Raw genomic sequence first — 14440 nt, forward strand, 5'->3', positions numbered from 1 at the left:
AGCAGTGACGATCAGCGAACCCGTCAGCCACGTCGAGCGCGCCGTCAGCGCGCCGCCGCTCCCCACGGCGCACCGCCCCGGGGCCAAGCGGGCCGCCGGTATCGACGACGGCCTGATGGGGGTGGCCCTGCTGGCCGGACCCGCCAACGTGATCATGCAGCTGGCCCGGCCCGGCGTCGGCTACGGCGTGATGGAGAGCCGGGTGGAGAGCGGCCGGGTGGACCGCCATCCCATCAAGCGGGCCCGCACCACCTTCACCTACCTGGCGGTGGCCACCGGCGGCAGCGAGGAACAGAAGAAGGCCTACCGCCGCGCGGTCAACAAGTCGCACGCCCAGGTGTACTCGACCGACGACAGCCCGGTGCAGTACAACGCCTTCGACAAAGACCTCCAGCTGTGGGTGGCTGCGTGCCTGTACAAGGGAGCCGTCGACATCTACCGGATCTTCGTCGGCGAGATGGACGACGAGACCGCCGACCGGCACTACCGCGACGGCATGGCGTTGGGAACCACCTTGCAGGTTCCCGAATCGATGTGGCCGGCCGACCGGGCGGCGTTCGACCGGTACTGGCAGGAGTCGCTGGACCAGGTCCACATCGACGACGCGGTGCGGCATTACCTGTATCCGATCGCGGTGTCGCGGCTGCGGGGTGTGCGGCTACCCGGTCCGGTTCAGCGCGCCAACGAGGCCCTGGCGTTGCTGATCACCACCGGATTCCTGCCGCAGAAGTTCCGCGACGAGATGCGGCTGGAATGGAATGCCGACAAGCAGCGACAGTTCGACCGGCTGATGAGCGCGATCCGGTTCGGTAACAACCTCGCCCCACGGTTTGTGCGGGCGTTCCCGTTCAATGTGCTGTTGCGCGATCTGGATTGGCGGATCCGCACCGGGCGCCCACTGGTCTGACGACTGTCAGATTCCGCGCGTACCCTCGCGGACGTGCGTACTGACGATGACACCTGGGACATCACCACCAGCGTCGGATCGACGGCGCTGTTCGTCGCCTCGGCGCGGGCGCTGGAAGCGCGCAAGCCCGACCCACTGGTGATCGACGAGTATGCCGAGGTGTTCTGTCGTACGGTCGGCGGTCACTGGTCGGAGGTCCTCGACGGGTCGACAACCGCCAGCAAGCTGACGGGCGAATTCGGTGCCCACTTCGTGAACTTTCAGGCGGCCCGTACGCACTTCTTCGACAGCTACTTTCAGGCGGCGGTGGCATCCGGTGTTCGGCAGATGGTGATTTTGGCCGCCGGTTTGGATTCGCGCGCGTACCGATTGGACTGGCCGGACGAGACGGTCATCTACGAGTTGGACCAGCCGAAGGTGTTGGACTTCAAACGGGAGGTGCTCACCCGGCGAGGTGACCAACCCAACGCCGAGCGCCGTGAGATCGCCGTCGACCTTCGGTCGGACTGGCCACAAGCGCTGAAAGACAACGGCTTTCGTCCCGGCCAACCTGCAGCATTCCTGGCCGAGGGGTTGCTGATGTATCTGCCTGCCGGCACTCAGGAGCAGTTGTTCACCGGTATCGACGCCCTGGCCGCCTCAGGCAGCTTCACGGCAATCGAAGAGGGCGAGCCCATGCCGCCGCAGGCATTCGAGGCGGCCAAACGCGCTGAGCGGGCGGCCGGTACCGACGGCACCTTCTTCACCCTGATCTACAACCAGATGTTCGCCCCCGCCGCCGAGTGGTTCGGCGCGCATGGATGGAGCGCCCAACGGACACCGCTGTCCGAACTGCTGGCCGGATTGCAGCGACCGCTCCCAGAACCGGGCACGGAGGCCTTTCCGATGGTGCAATCCAACTCGTTGGTCAGCGCCGTCAAGAACTGACCCGAACGTCGGGCTGGTCCCACATCAGCGGTCGCAGGAATCGGTTGGTGCGTCGCAGATACTCAGGCTGGCTGACGTGCAGGATGTGGTTGCCGGGAAACCAGTGCAGCGCACAACGATCCCAGTGTTCCCACAAGGCCTCGGCCTGCTCGGGCGGGGCTAGCCGATCGCCCAGCCCGGTGATGATCAGCCGTCGCTCCTTGGGCACCAGCGGACGGTAGTTCAAGGGGCAGTGGTAAGCCGACGCGGCCACCGAGTCCTCGCGGCTCATGCCGCCGAGGTTGCGGCCCAGGGCCACCAGCTTGCTGGTCGGCCACCACTGGTCGAATGCGGATTCCGGCGTGACCACCGGGACGTTGGGGATCACCGCCTCCAACCGGTCGTCGACCGAGGCGATCAGTGCCGAGGTATAGCCGCCCAGTGACATCCCGGTCAGCGCGATGCGGTCGACGCCAGTCTCGCGCAACCAGTCCAGCACCGACCGGAAGTCATGCACCGCCTGGGCCATGGTCTCGGCGAATCCGGCCAGGCCCTGGGCGAAGATCCCGTAACCGCTGAAGGGAGAACCCTTTTCGGCGCGCCGGCCATGGAAGGGCATGGTGTAGAGCAGAACGTCGTAGCCGGTGCGATAGAACCATGGCAGCGAGAAGAACAGTCCGTTGAACAGGTACGCCGATCCCATGAACCCGTGAATGACGCACAGGGTGGGCCGTGGGCCGTCACCGTGGCGCCAATGCTGCGCCCACACGGTGTTGTTGCGCTCCAACGTCTTCCAGTGTGACCGCATGGCAGGGTTGACGGGTTCGAAACTGCTCTCGAACGAGATGTTGTGGACGTTGCCGTGCGCGATGTACTCGGCGACCGCGTTCCCCGGTCGGCTGGTGACGACCGGTGACACGGTGGGCGCCGGGAACGACAGCGCCGGATCCTGATGGCTCCCGAGCTCGGCGTAGAACTCGAGGTTCGTGCGTTCCCGCTTGGCCCCCGACCCGCGAAGAAGTCCGGTGGCGACCGACGGCAGCAGCGTGGCCCCGATGAGTGACGAGATCGCGGTGCGAAGAGCGAGGTCGGCGATCGCGGAGGTGTCGACCACGGTCCGCTGCAGCAGGGTCAGGTCCGAGCGGGCCGGTAGGCCGCCGCGTCCGGCGTCGGCACCCGGCACGTCGGGCACCGGAACCGGAATGGGCAAGTCGACATTCGACGTCATCGTCGTATCGCCTTTCCGGGGGACATCTGAGCGCTGGTAACCCCCGTCCGGATGCTAGCGGCCCGGATGCGTCACGACAGCCGGAACACCGTCGTCCCGCCGACTTTCATCGGCCGGTAATGGCCGGCCACCCAGTGGGCGATGTCGGTGCCGTTGGGGTCGCGGCCGCGCAGCCGCCCGCTGTCGATGTAGTAGCTGATCTTGCCGGCGTGAACCGCCTCGATGAACTGGTCGAGGGTGGGCACGGGATCGCTGCTCCATCCGCCGATCGCCATCACCGCCGTTCCGGTGGCAAGCTCCAGCGAGGCCGCCGCCTGCGAGCCCGGCGTGGCCGCCGACCAGGTGGTGTGGGTGTCGCGCAGTAGCTCGGCCAGCTTCGGGTCGACGTGCGCTGAGCCCGCTCCGATCATCGCGGTCTCCTCGAACCGCTGCCCCACGGTCGGCCATACGGTGGCGGTATGGGCAGCGTTGGGAATCGATCCGTTGTGCGGTGTGATTGCGGTGGCCACCGAGAACATCGTGGTGCCGCTCAGGGCGGCGAGCAGGGCGAGCGCCGCCGCGACCGGGGTCAGTCGCGGCCATCTCCACAGGGCGGCTGCCAACGCGATCACCCCGGCGGCCGCGGCGATCCCGATGGCCCAACGGCTCCACGCCGGTCCCAGCTCCGCGCGGTGCAACAGCACTACGCTCCACGCGGCCGCCGATAGCGTCATCACCGCAGCGCCCGGTCTGCTCCACACTGCGGTCAAGCCGATCAGCGCGCCGACGGCCGGCGCCAGCGCGACGGTGTAGTAGGGGTGCACCATGCCGCTCATGTAGCTGAACACCGCGGCGCTCACCACGAACCATCCGGTCCACATGACCAGGGCGGATTTCTCGACGCGGGTCAGCCGCCCCCGGACCGCCAGGTAGGTCCCGACACCGATCGCCACGATGACGGCGGGCAACAGCCAGGAGATTTCGTAACCCATCTCGGCCGAGAACAGCCGTGCCGGCCCCGCATGGGTACCCCAGCCGCCAGCGTGCGCGTCCGGCGGATGGACGTGGTTGCCGCCACCGACGATGCGGTCGACCCCGTTGTAACCCAATGCCAGGTTGAGCACGTTGTCGTCGGTGGATCCTCCGATGTACGGCCGCGAATCGGCCGGCCACAGCTGGACGACCGCCACCCACCAACCGCTCGAAACAATCAGGGCGCCAACGGCTCCCGCGACGTGGAGCGCTCGCCGGGCCACAGTGGTCGGGGCGAACAGCAGGTAGGTGAGCGCGAAGGCGGGTAGCACCAGCAGTGCGGCGAGCATCTTGGTCAGGAATGCGAAACCCAACGCCACACCGACGAGCGCCAGCCACCGCCACGACGCCGTGCGCACCGCGCGCATCAGGAAGTACGCCGCCACGGTGATCAGCAGGACCATGAGCGCGTCGGGGTTGTTGTAGCGGAACATCAGGGTGGCGGCCGGCGTGACGGCAAGTACGGACCCGGCGATCAGACCGGCTACCGCGCCCCGGGTCGGATCGTCGAGCGTGCGGCGCACGGTCGCGTACAGGACGGCGACGGCGGCCACACCCATCAACGCTTCGGGAACCAGCACGGCCCAGCTGTTCATCCCGAACAGGCGAACCGAGAGGCCGGTGACCCACAGCGAGGCCGGAGGCTTGTCGACGGTAATGAAACTGTTGGGGTCCAGCGAGCCGAAGAACCACGCCTTCCAGCTCTTGGCGCCCGACTGCGCGGCCGCCGCGTAGAAGGCGTTGCCGTAGCCGTTGATCGACAGGTTCCACAGGTACAGCGCGGCGGTGACGACCAGCAGGCCGAGTAGTGCGAAGCGGGGCCAACGCAAAGTCACGGCACTACGGTGCCGTAACCGTCTGGGAAGTTGCTGTGGATTACCGACTCAGGTCGGCAGGCCCTCGCGCTCGGCGTCGGAGCGGTAGCGGTCCACCCACTCGTCGGAGCGTTGGTCGGCCTGCCGTTCCAGGACCGGGGCCGGGGCCAGCCGCGGATCCTGGCCGACGGCCTCGAGTACCTGCGCCACCACCTGAGTCAGGTTGCGCCACAACACCGGATAGGGGACGTCGATCGGGTGGACGTCCTCCTCGACGAACCAGGTGCGCCACCCCTCCTCCTGGGCGCGCAACATCGTCACCACGTGGGCGATCGCCCCGGCGTGATACTCGGCCCTGGCGTCTCGCACCGGGTCCGGACGGCCGCGCCAGACCCGGGTTTGTACGGCCCGCCAGAACGACACGGCCTGTGAGATGACATCGGGACGGTAGACGTGGATCAGGACCGGATCGCTGCCGACGACGTCGCGGATGGCCGACAGCAGGCCCGACCCGGATCGGTCGGGAAGATCCTTGGCGCGGCTGAGTAGCAGGGGTGTCTGGTTCCACATCAGCTTGCCGCCCCAGATGCCGTTGGGGGTGCGGCCGACGGTGCGAATGTAATCACGCCAGATCTCGGCGGGTGCCAGGTCCGGTTTGCCCTCGATCAGGGGGTCGAGCAGCCGCAGGATCGAGTCGTCGTCGACGTCGGCGAACCACTCCCGGGGCTGTGGCGACATGCTGGTGCTCGGCAGGTACTGGAAGAACTCGGCCGGTTCACCGGCCACACCCGTGGCGCGCAGCGACTCGACCAACAATGTGCTGCCGCTGCGCTGCGACGCGAGCACCAGATATGCGGACGCGGGGTCTGGCATGGGGCAGAGCCTAACGGCACTTCCCGCACTGCGCTGCGGGGGATTGGTTTAACTCCCCTTGATGAAAATCATTGTGCGAAGCCAACTTCGTCATCGATGCCACGCTCGGTGGCGATGGCCGAGCGGCTGGTCAACGTGATGCCGTTGATCTGGAAGTACGTCTCGGTGTAGCGGGCCGCGATGCGGGTCCCGGCGAACTCCGACGGAATGACATCACCGGTCTGCTCGCGCCAGTCGTTGAGCCGGACGGCGAGTTCGTCGGCGATCTTCTCGGCGTCGTCGGTGACCTCACCGACGAGCAGATTGGTCGTCTCGGTCGGATCGGCGACGAGGTCATAGAGCTCACGTGGCGGCCGCGGTGAGGTGATGAAGGGCTCGACCGCCTGTCCCGACGGGCTCTCCTCGATGTCCAGCGGCAGGTCGAGAAGCGGGCGCTGCGCGTAGTTCTCGATGTAGCTGTATTCCTTGGTGCGGATGGCCCGAATCGGGTCGAACGAATCGTGGTACGTCTTCTCGGTATAGACGTGATCGCGGACTTCGTGCCGATCATCCTGCACGCCAGTCAGATTGGCGGCGTGCGAGAGGCCTTCGATGTCGTCGCCCGGGGCGATGCCCACCAACCCCAGCAGCGTGGGCAGCAGATCGACGCCGCTGAACAGCTGGTCGTAGACCTGTGCGGGGCGGCCGAGCCGCAGCGGCGGTCGGATGATCAGGGCGATGCCGGTGCCCGCGTCGTACAGCGTGGACTTCGCGCGCGGGAAGGCCGGGCCGTGGTCGGTCACGAAGACCACCCAGGTGCTCTGGTCGAGTCCGGTCTCGGCCAGGGTGTCCAGTAGTCGGCCGACGGCGGCGTCGGCGACGGTGATCGAGCCGTAGAACTCGGCCAGGTCGCCGCGCACCTCGGGGGTGTCGGGCAGCGAGTCGGGCACCTCGACGTCGGAGGTGTCGGCAGGTTCGTAGCGGTCGCGCGGGTAGGGCCGGTGCGTCTCGAAGAACCCGGCCGTGAGCAGGAAGGGAATACCCTCCTCGATCGGAGCGCTGTCGACCAGCCACTCCTGGGCCCGCTGGACGACGTACTCGCAGAACGAGTTCGAGACGTCGAACTCGTCGAAGCCCAGCCGCGCGGGAAACGAGGTCTCATGCTGCATTCCGAAAAGAGCTGAATACCAACCGTGTTCGTGCAATACCTGGGGCAGCGTGCGGACGCCGGGCCGGTATTCGAAGCCGTGGTGGGCAAGCCCGACTAGTCCGTTGCTGTGCGGGTAGCGGCCGGTGAACAGCGACCCGCGCGACGGCGAGCACAGCGGCGCGGTGGCGTGGGCCTGGGTGAACAGGATGCCGTCGGCGGCGAGCTGGTCCAGGTGCGGGCTGACGACTCCGGGATGGCCGTAGACGCCCAGGGAGCGGCCCAGGTCATGCCAGTGGACGATCAGCACGTTGTCCTGTTGCGCCTCGCTCACGCGGGATGCCTCCGTTCGGTTCCTGCCGGTTCAACCTTGCCTCGCCGTGCGAGGCTGCCCTGAGCCGGCATCGACGGCAAGGGTTTCACTCCGGCCGATTACCTGGGTTTTCGTTGCGCCTCGCGCGCCGAGCGTAACGCCACGGCGCTTTCAAGCTCGGTTTTCCGCCGTGGCGTTACCCTCGCGGAGATGAGTTTGAGAACACGCTGGGTGCTCATCGGGGCTGTGGGCGCGGTGTTCGTCTACGCCGCGATGTGGATCGGCTACGTCCATAACTGGGCGTGGCTGGACACCGTCGACACCGTGTCGTTGCGGGTGTTTTACGACTTCGGCATCAGCCGACCCGGCTGGGTGTCGTCCTGGCAGCTGTTCTGCACGGTGTTCGGCCCCACCGGTTTTCGGGTGATCGCGCTGGTGTTGATCGTGATCGCGGTGCTGCGCGGCAGCATGCGGACCGCATTGTTCCTGGCGCTCAGTGTGGGCTTGATGGGTCTGGTCACCGAAACGGCCAAGACGATCGCGGGCCGGCCCCGGCCGGTCACGGCGATGGCCGAGGCGGCCTCGTCGTCGTTCCCGTCCGGGCACGCCCTGGGCGTGATGGTCGGCGTGCTGGCCATCCTCACCGTGGTGTGGCCGGTGGCGGGACGGCTGCGGCTGCCGCTCGCGCTGCTCGGGGCGGTGCTGATCGTCCTGGTCGGAGTGGGCCGGGTGGTGCTCAACGTCCACCACCCGTCCGACGTGGTCGCGGGGTGGGCGCTCGGTTTCCTCTACTACCTGGTGTGTGTGCGGCTGGTGCCGCCGCGGCCGCTCACGGCAGCGGCCGAAACACCGGCAGAGCTCGATACTGTGCGGTAAAGCTGGCCGTGTCGTAGGTGCTGCCGACTTCACCGTCGCGGGCCACCTCGGTGGGGCCGTCGACCGCTTCGAAGGAGAACTGCGGGACCTGCATCTCGTGGTAGAGCGGGCTGCGTTCCAGGCGGCCCAGTGCCAGCGCGCTGAGGATGCGCAGCCGGCTGAGCCGCCGGCCGGTTTCCAGGATGCGGACGTCGAGCAATCCGTCGTCGAGCCTGGTGCGCCGCGCCGGGGCGAAACCCGAAGGCAGGTAGACCGAATTGCCCAGGAAGAACAGCGAGGTCTGCAGGGTCTTGTTGTCGTAGCGGATGCGCACCGGCTTCTCACGGCGCAAGGTGTGCAGCATCGCGTACAGCCCGGCCAGCGGTTTACCGATCTTGTGCTCGAGCTTCTCGCGGGTGCGCACGAACCTCGGGTAGGCGCCGATGCTCGCGGTGTTGATCACCGTCTGGTCGTCGTTGAGACAGACCAGGTCGACGCGGGAGACGCTGCCGGTGCGGATCGCCGACACCGTGCGATCGACGGTGTCGCAGCCGATGTCCTTGGCGAAGTGGTTGAAGGTGCCGGCCGGGAACACCGCCAACGGCAGACCCGTGTCCACTGCCACCGCCGCCGCGCACGACACGGTGCCGTCGCCGCCGCCGACGGCGAGCACCTCGGCGCGTTGCGCGGCCTCGCGCAGCACCGACTCCGGGGAGTCGTCCTCGCCGAGTTCCACGATCTCGGCTTTGGGCAGCTTCTCGCGGACCTCGTCGATCACCCGTGCGCCGTTGCCGCTGCCGGAGGCCGGGTTGACCACCAGCACGACGCCTTCGCCCTCGGGGCGTTGCGGGGTGTCGACGCGCAGCGGTTCGGTGGACGGCAGCTTGGCCGGAACAATGGGCGGCACCAGTCGCGCGCCCAGGACCGCCACCGCAGCGCCGATCCCGAATCCGGCGAACACGTCGCCGGGATAGTGGGCGCCGGTAGCCACCCGCGACAGGCCGACCAGTCCGGCCAGCAGCGCCAGCCCCAGACCCAGCGGCGGGCTTTCGAGGCCGACGCCGACCGCGAATGCCGCGGCGCTCGCGGAATGCCCGGATGGCAGCGAGTTCGACGTCGGCATCCGACGGGCCCGCCGGACCAGCGGCACCAGGGTCCCGTTGGGCCGGGGACGTTTCCACACCCGCTTGGCCACCTGATTGGTCAGCAGGCTGGTGACCGCTAGTGTCGCCACGCCCCGGCTGGCACCACGGCGCACCGACGGCGAGCCCGTCGCTGTCAGGGCCGCCGCGATGCCCAGCCACAGCTTCGAGTGGTCGGCTGCCCGCGTAAGGATCGGCATGGCCTTGTCCAGCAGAACGCTGGGGGATTCGGCGACTGCCTCGAACACCTCGCGGTCTAGGGTTCCCAGTCCGCCGGTGATCTGACGGATGCCCTGGGCGTCAAGCAAGCTTCGCGACTTCATAAATCCAACGTAGCCGGGTCGATTTGCGACACGGCCGTCAATTTCGGCCCGAACCCAAGGTTCGGGGTGTCCAATCTCGGGGGCACTGCTGCGGAGCGAAGGGAATTGTCATGAGGTGTGCGAGCTATGTCGGTCGGGTCGGTGGCCTGGCGGTGGCGCTGGGGGTCGGCTTCGCGATCGCCACCGCGACTGCGGCGGTGAGCAGTGCCGACACCGGGTCGCCGTCGAGCAGCCATGGAAGTTCGGCCCGCGGTGCAGCGGCCAAGCACAAGGTGGCCAGTTCCTCGTCGAACCAAACCATCGCCCAGGTGAACGTGGCCGGCGGCGCCAGCCCCACTCCGCAGGTCCCGTCGACCCCGGCACAAACCCTGGCTGCAGCCGTCGCCGAGGTGGTGCGCCGGGACGTCGCGCACAGCGCGCGGACCGCGACCGGCCGTGCCGTGACCACTGCCGCCGTCGTGACCACCCCGGCCCCGGTACTCAGTAGCGGCAACCTCGTGGTGAACTCCGGTGCCGAGGCTGGTGATCCGTCGTTGTCGGGATACAGCTCGGTGACGCTGCCCGGCTGGACTGTGACGGGCACGCCGACGGTGATCCAGTACGGCACGCTGCGACGCCTGCCGGGTTTCTTGGGCGCCGAAGGGCCGACGTTGCCGGCGTTCCTGAGCTTCCCGCAGACCGCCCCGACAGGCGGCGGCAATCAGTTCTTCGGCGGCGGCAACGTGGCGACTTCGTCGCTGTCGCAGACCGTGGACCTCACCGGGGCGGCGACCGCCATCGACCACCTCGCCGATCCCACCGCGGCGGGTGTGGCGTTCGCGTTGAGCGCTCAACTGGGCGGCTACCTGCTGGATCCGTCGCGGGCGTCGGTGAAGGTCACCTTCCTCGATGCCAACAAGGCCTATCTCGGCAGCGAGGACATCGGACCGGTCACCGCGCTGGATCGCTGGCTGCAGACCGGCTTCCAGCAGCGCGACACCACCGGGTACGTCCCGGTGGGCACGCGCAGCGCGCAGATCGTGGTGACCTTGAAGGATCTCAATCCGATCCTGGGCAACTACAACAACGCCTACGCCGACAACGTGTCATTCAGCATCCAGTCGACCGACGTGGCCCCGGCGCCGCTGACGGTGCCGACCTCGAACGTCGGATCGCTGGACCATCTGATCATGGTCTACATGGAGAACCATGGTGTCGGTGACATCGTCGGCAGCCCCAATGCGCCCTACATCAACAGCCTCATCAACGCATACGGATACGCGACGAACTACTACGCGCTGACTCATCCGAGCGACCCCAACTACTGGCCTATCCTGGGTGGCTCCAACTACGACTTGAACTACAACTGCGCGGCAGATTGCTTCGACGCGCCCAACCTCGTCAGTGAGAATCCCGGATTGACTTGGGCCGCATACCAAGACGGTGGCGGGGGCTACAGCACCCCGAATGACCGCACACCGTTCCTGGCGTTCCACAATATCTACAACCAGGGTGCGGCCTATATCGACAACCACATCTTCGATATCTCGCAGATGGCAACCGATTTCAACGGCACTCCCGCCGACGTCGCGAAGTTCATCTGGTTCGCCGCTGACGACGCCACAAATATGGAGGGCCCCACTTCAGGTCTGCAGGGCATCCTGCCGTGGGCGCTGAGTCAGCTGACGACACACCAGTACAACGTTGCCGCGGGCGACACGTTCATTCAGCAGCAGATGTCGGTGATCTTCGATTCGGATCTGTGGAAGTCCGGCGACTCCACCGCCGTGGTGCTGACTTTCGACGAGGACTACAACAACATCTCGTTGGGGATCGGGAACGAAGGCAATCACATCGTGACCGTCGTGATCCCGAATCAGGCGGCGATCACCGGCGGTATGCGGGGCGGGGCGTTCATCGCCACCGACTACTACAACCACTACAGCCTGCAGCGGACCATCGAACTGGCGCTGGGCTTGGGGCCGGTGACCAACAACGACAAGTACGCCCAGCCGATGAACGAATTCTGGGTATAGCTATTTGTTTTCGGCCGGTGGATCGTCGGCGGGCGTGGCGCTGGGGACGACGATGCGCTTGGTGGCAACCGGCTTGCCGTCGACCTTCTTGACGACCTGAGGCGGTGCCGGCGGGGGTGCGGTGATCCGGCCCTGAACGGGTGCGCCGTTCTTGATGGTCGGCACCGACACCCGTTTGGTGGCGGCCTTGTCGTCCTTGTCGGCGCCGGCGCCGCCGTGCATCGCGCCGGGCGGAACCATCGGCATGCCGCCCATACCGCCGGACGGTGTCGACGTCGACGGCGGCGCGCTGGGCCGCGGCGTCGCCATCGTGGGCGCGGCCGATGGCGAGGTGCCGGCGGAGGGAACCGGGGGTGGGCCGAGCATTGCGGTGGGCGCGGTGCCGCCGAATCCGCCGCCTGCTGAACCACCACCGCCTGCTGAACCGCCGCCGCCTGCGCCCCCGAATTCGCCTGCGTCCGCGCCGTATTCGTCAAGGGGAAGATCCGAGAGGCTGGCCTTGTCCAGCTCGGCGGCGGAGCCACCGGCCTGCTGCATCATGCCCATCCCGGCCTGCATGGCCTGCTGCGCGCCCTGGGCGACCTGCTGGGGAATCTGGGCCAGAGGTTGCAGGGCGCCGCCCATCGCGCCGGCCAGCGCACCGGCGATGCCGGACGCCATCTGCGGGAGCTGCTGGGCCATCTGCGAGGCATCGCCCTGAGCGGCAACACCTTTCATCTCCGCTGACGCGGCCTCGTCCTGGGCGGGGAACTTGGCGGCGGCTTCGGCGGTCTTGGCATCGCGCTTGGCGTGCTCTTCGAGGCTCTCGGCGTTGTCCTTCGGGTCACCCAGATTGGCGGCCAGGCCCAGGACGCGAAGAAGTTGTTCGATCGGGGTGGCACCGGCGACCAGCGGGTCTGAGGTGATGGGCGGGGGAGGGGCGTTCATGGCGTTGGCTTGCAGGTAGTGGCCAGCGCTGGCGGCGAGATGGCCTTCAGTCATCGGCGTTGCTCCCCTCGGGCGGCCAGGTTCACGGCCTGGAACCAGGCGAAGTGGTAGTTGGCGCTGGTCTTTTCGCCCTTGAGCAGGGCGTCGATGGTGGCCAGCAGCTGCCAGTTGCCGACATTAGCGGGGTCGACGTTGTCGGGGTAGTCACCCAGAACCTGGCGGGCGACGGTGCCGAGGTGCTCGTGTAGTAGCTCGACCTCGGAGTCGAGGTAGCCGGTACCGGTCGAGGTGGCTTTGGCCAGCGTGTGGGCCAGCCGCGGGAGGCCGTCGCGCCACTTGGTGGCCTGGGCGAGTTCCCAGCCGAGGTCCTCGACGGCGGGTGTCTGGCGGGCGCGGATGGACATCAACACCGGCTCGCAGTCGTCGGCTTTGGGAATGAACTGGCCGGGGGTGTAGGCGGCGGTGAGGGTTGTCGGGCCCAGCAAGGCGGCGAGGTTGGCGCGGCGGTGGGCCGGCGCGGGCAGTTGTATGCCGGTGGGGATCTCGATGTGCGGCGGGATCCAGCCGCTGGCGAGGTCGGTGGCCAGCACAGTGGTGTCGTCGTCGTGGTCGCCAATTGCCCAGCGCAGCTTGGGTTCTTGGCGTGCGACCGCGTCGAGGAGGCGCTGGAGGCGTTGTTGGGCTTGGGTCTGCGCGGCGCTGGCACCGGCCATGGCTCCGGTAGCGGTTGCGGCGAAAGCGCTTTCGGTGATCCCGGCGGGTGACGGTGTGGCCAGCGGTGTCGGCTGTTGACGGACGACGGCGGGCTGGGCCACAGAGCTTGCGTTGGCGGGGCTGACCGGGGCCGAGGCGGGGGCGGCCGGCGGTGTGGGTGCAGGGCCGGCGGGCATGGTGGCTGCGGCCGGACGAATGTCGGCGCCATAGGCGGGCAGCGGGCCTGCGGGTGCGATGGGCGCGGCTGACATTGGTGCCTGCATAGCGGGAGCGGAGGCTGTCGGTGCGGCGACGACGGTCTGGGGGGCTTCGGCGACGGGCGCTGGTGCTGGAGTCTCAATAGGTGTTGCAGCGTGGGCGGTTTCGAAAAGCGGCACGCCTGCTGAGGGTGCAGTCGGGGCTATCGGAGTGGCGAGGTTTTCGGTGTGAAGCGGGGCTTGCGGCTGCATGGCATGCATGGCCCCGGTGGACAGTGCCTCGCTGCCTGCCGACATCGGAGTACCGGTTTGAGAGCCTGCGTTGAAGTTCTGGGCGAAGCCTTCGGGGGAGAGGGCGTTGGTGGGGGCGGATGGTGACGTGGGCAGAGACGACGCGCCAGTAATGGCGCCGGTCGATACAGCCGGTGAAGTGGCGTTAGGCGCGAGTGCATTCACGGTCGTCGGCGTGACGAAACCAGGCTGCGGCCGCCCTACGCCACCAGCGTTCGGCCCAGGTGTTGCAAGTTGTGGTGGCGTGTTGTTTCCCTGCAAGACCCCGGCGTTGGCGCCGGGTGATGATCCGAGATAAGGCTGCTCAGTATTAGGAAACGCCTGTATCGGAGTTTGGTTGCCCCCGCTGATACCCGAACCCGAACCTGCTGCGTTTTCTCCTGTTTCGCCCTTGCCGTCGGAGGTGAGATTAGCGGCTCCTGAGTTGCCGCCACCGATCCCGGACTGTGCGCCCACCTGGTTGAGGACGGAGTCAACCTGTCGCGAGATCTCGTCTTTGTTCGGAGATCCAAAAATTGAGTCGAGGTTGATTCCGTGCGATTTGGCGAACTGTTGCGCAGACTGGCGTTCGCCAGTTTCGTCGAGAATCTGCTGTATCGCAGCCGTGACGTTGCTGCCATGACTCATCGCCTTGTGATTGGCATAGGTTTGTTTTTCGGCAATGACATCCACGATCGCTGCCAGCTTCTCTGGAAGCGGGCGCTTCGAGCTCTGGATATCAGCAATCCGTCGTTCACCATCGGCTGCTATTTCCGACAGGTCTGAGCGCAGCTCGGACAGAGCATCTTGGCCTGAGT

12 protein-coding genes are annotated in these 14440 nt (G+C 67.2%); 5 read left to right on the top strand and 7 right to left on the bottom strand.

Going from position 1 to position 14440, the window contains the following annotated elements:
* Nucleotides 1-4 precede the first annotated feature (4 nt).
* Nucleotides 5-907, top strand: coding sequence for an oxygenase MpaB family protein (locus tag OG976_RS15510; RefSeq protein ID WP_328350315.1), 903 nt, complete (start codon nucleotides 5-7; stop codon nucleotides 905-907).
* A 33-nt stretch (nucleotides 908-940) separates the two neighbouring features.
* Nucleotides 941-1834, top strand: coding sequence for an SAM-dependent methyltransferase (locus OG976_RS15515; protein WP_328350317.1), 894 nt, complete (start codon nucleotides 941-943; stop codon nucleotides 1832-1834).
* Here OG976_RS15515 and OG976_RS15520 read toward each other — a convergent pair.
* The 4 genes from OG976_RS15520 to OG976_RS15535 all read right to left on the bottom strand — a co-directional run bounded on the left by OG976_RS15520 (nucleotide 1824) and on the right by OG976_RS15535 (nucleotide 7200).
* A complete protein-coding gene (locus tag OG976_RS15520; protein WP_328350319.1) occupies nucleotides 1824-3041 on the bottom strand; it encodes an alpha/beta hydrolase family protein in 1218 nt (405 codons plus the stop codon). The two genes, OG976_RS15515 and OG976_RS15520, sit on opposite strands and share 11 nt — an antisense overlap.
* Before the next feature lie 71 nt (nucleotides 3042-3112).
* Complete coding sequence (locus OG976_RS15525) at nucleotides 3113-4888, bottom strand: ArnT family glycosyltransferase (RefSeq protein WP_328350321.1); 1776 nt, start codon at nucleotides 4886-4888, stop codon at nucleotides 3113-3115.
* Between the two features lie 48 nt (nucleotides 4889-4936).
* Complete coding sequence (gene stf0, locus OG976_RS15530) at nucleotides 4937-5740, bottom strand: trehalose 2-sulfotransferase (RefSeq protein WP_328350323.1); 804 nt, start codon at nucleotides 5738-5740, stop codon at nucleotides 4937-4939.
* 68 nt (nucleotides 5741-5808) lie between these two features.
* Complete coding sequence (locus tag OG976_RS15535) at nucleotides 5809-7200, bottom strand: sulfatase family protein (protein ID WP_328350325.1); 1392 nt, start codon at nucleotides 7198-7200, stop codon at nucleotides 5809-5811.
* Nucleotides 7201-7389: 189 nt separating this feature from the next.
* On the opposite strand from OG976_RS15535, the gene OG976_RS15540 reads away from it, so the two are divergent.
* Nucleotides 7390-8055 (top strand): phosphatase PAP2 family protein, encoded by a 666-nt coding sequence (locus OG976_RS15540; RefSeq protein ID WP_328350326.1) that lies wholly within the window; start codon nucleotides 7390-7392, stop codon nucleotides 8053-8055.
* Here the strand turns inward: OG976_RS15540 and OG976_RS15545 are convergent.
* Nucleotides 8009-9499 carry a bifunctional phosphatase PAP2/diacylglycerol kinase family protein gene (locus OG976_RS15545; protein ID WP_328350327.1) on the bottom strand — a complete coding sequence of 497 codons (1491 nt, stop codon included), beginning with the start codon at nucleotides 9497-9499 and terminating at the stop codon, nucleotides 8009-8011. The genes OG976_RS15540 and OG976_RS15545 overlap by 47 nt on opposite strands.
* Before the next feature lie 110 nt (nucleotides 9500-9609).
* On the opposite strand from OG976_RS15545, the gene OG976_RS15550 reads away from it, so the two are divergent.
* A complete protein-coding gene (locus tag OG976_RS15550; RefSeq protein ID WP_328350328.1) occupies nucleotides 9610-11514 on the top strand; it encodes a phosphoesterase in 1905 nt (634 codons plus the stop codon).
* Here OG976_RS15550 and OG976_RS15555 read toward each other — a convergent pair whose 3' ends face one another.
* Both OG976_RS15555 and OG976_RS15560 read right to left on the bottom strand, forming a co-directional pair.
* Entirely contained in the window at nucleotides 11515-12495 is a 981-nt protein-coding gene (locus OG976_RS15555; RefSeq protein ID WP_328350330.1) for a hypothetical protein, read from the bottom strand.
* Entirely contained in the window at nucleotides 12492-13406 is a 915-nt protein-coding gene (locus tag OG976_RS15560) for a DUF5631 domain-containing protein (protein ID WP_328350332.1), read from the bottom strand. The genes OG976_RS15555 and OG976_RS15560 overlap by 4 nt, the downstream gene beginning before the upstream one ends.
* Nucleotides 13407-14177: 771 nt before the next feature.
* Between OG976_RS15560 and OG976_RS15565 the strand changes: the two genes are divergently transcribed.
* The gene (locus OG976_RS15565; RefSeq protein WP_328350333.1) at nucleotides 14178-14408 is read left to right on the top strand and encodes a hypothetical protein; all 231 of its coding nucleotides are present in this window, start codon (nucleotides 14178-14180) and stop codon (nucleotides 14406-14408) included.
* Nucleotides 14409-14440 lie beyond the last annotated feature (32 nt).

This window comes from Mycobacterium sp. NBC_00419 (assembly GCF_036023875.1).
Lineage (GTDB): Bacteria > Actinomycetota > Actinomycetes > Mycobacteriales > Mycobacteriaceae > Mycobacterium.

Coding starts and splice junctions, on each gene's coding strand:
- OG976_RS15560 (WP_328350332.1), bottom strand. CDS start 13,406: ATGTCAGCCGCGCCCATCGCACCCGCAGGCCCGCTGCCCGCCTATGGC.
- OG976_RS15520 (WP_328350319.1), bottom strand. CDS start 3,041: ATGACGTCGAATGTCGACTTGCCCATTCCGGTTCCGGTGCCCGACGTG.
- OG976_RS15550 (WP_328350328.1), top strand. CDS start 9,610: ATGAGGTGTGCGAGCTATGTCGGTCGGGTCGGTGGCCTGGCGGTGGCG.
- stf0 (WP_328350323.1), bottom strand. CDS start 5,740: ATGCCAGACCCCGCGTCCGCATATCTGGTGCTCGCGTCGCAGCGCAGC.
- OG976_RS15555 (WP_328350330.1), bottom strand. CDS start 12,495: ATGACTGAAGGCCATCTCGCCGCCAGCGCTGGCCACTACCTGCAAGCC.
- OG976_RS15545 (WP_328350327.1), bottom strand. CDS start 9,499: ATGAAGTCGCGAAGCTTGCTTGACGCCCAGGGCATCCGTCAGATCACC.
- OG976_RS15540 (WP_328350326.1), top strand. CDS start 7,390: ATGAGTTTGAGAACACGCTGGGTGCTCATCGGGGCTGTGGGCGCGGTG.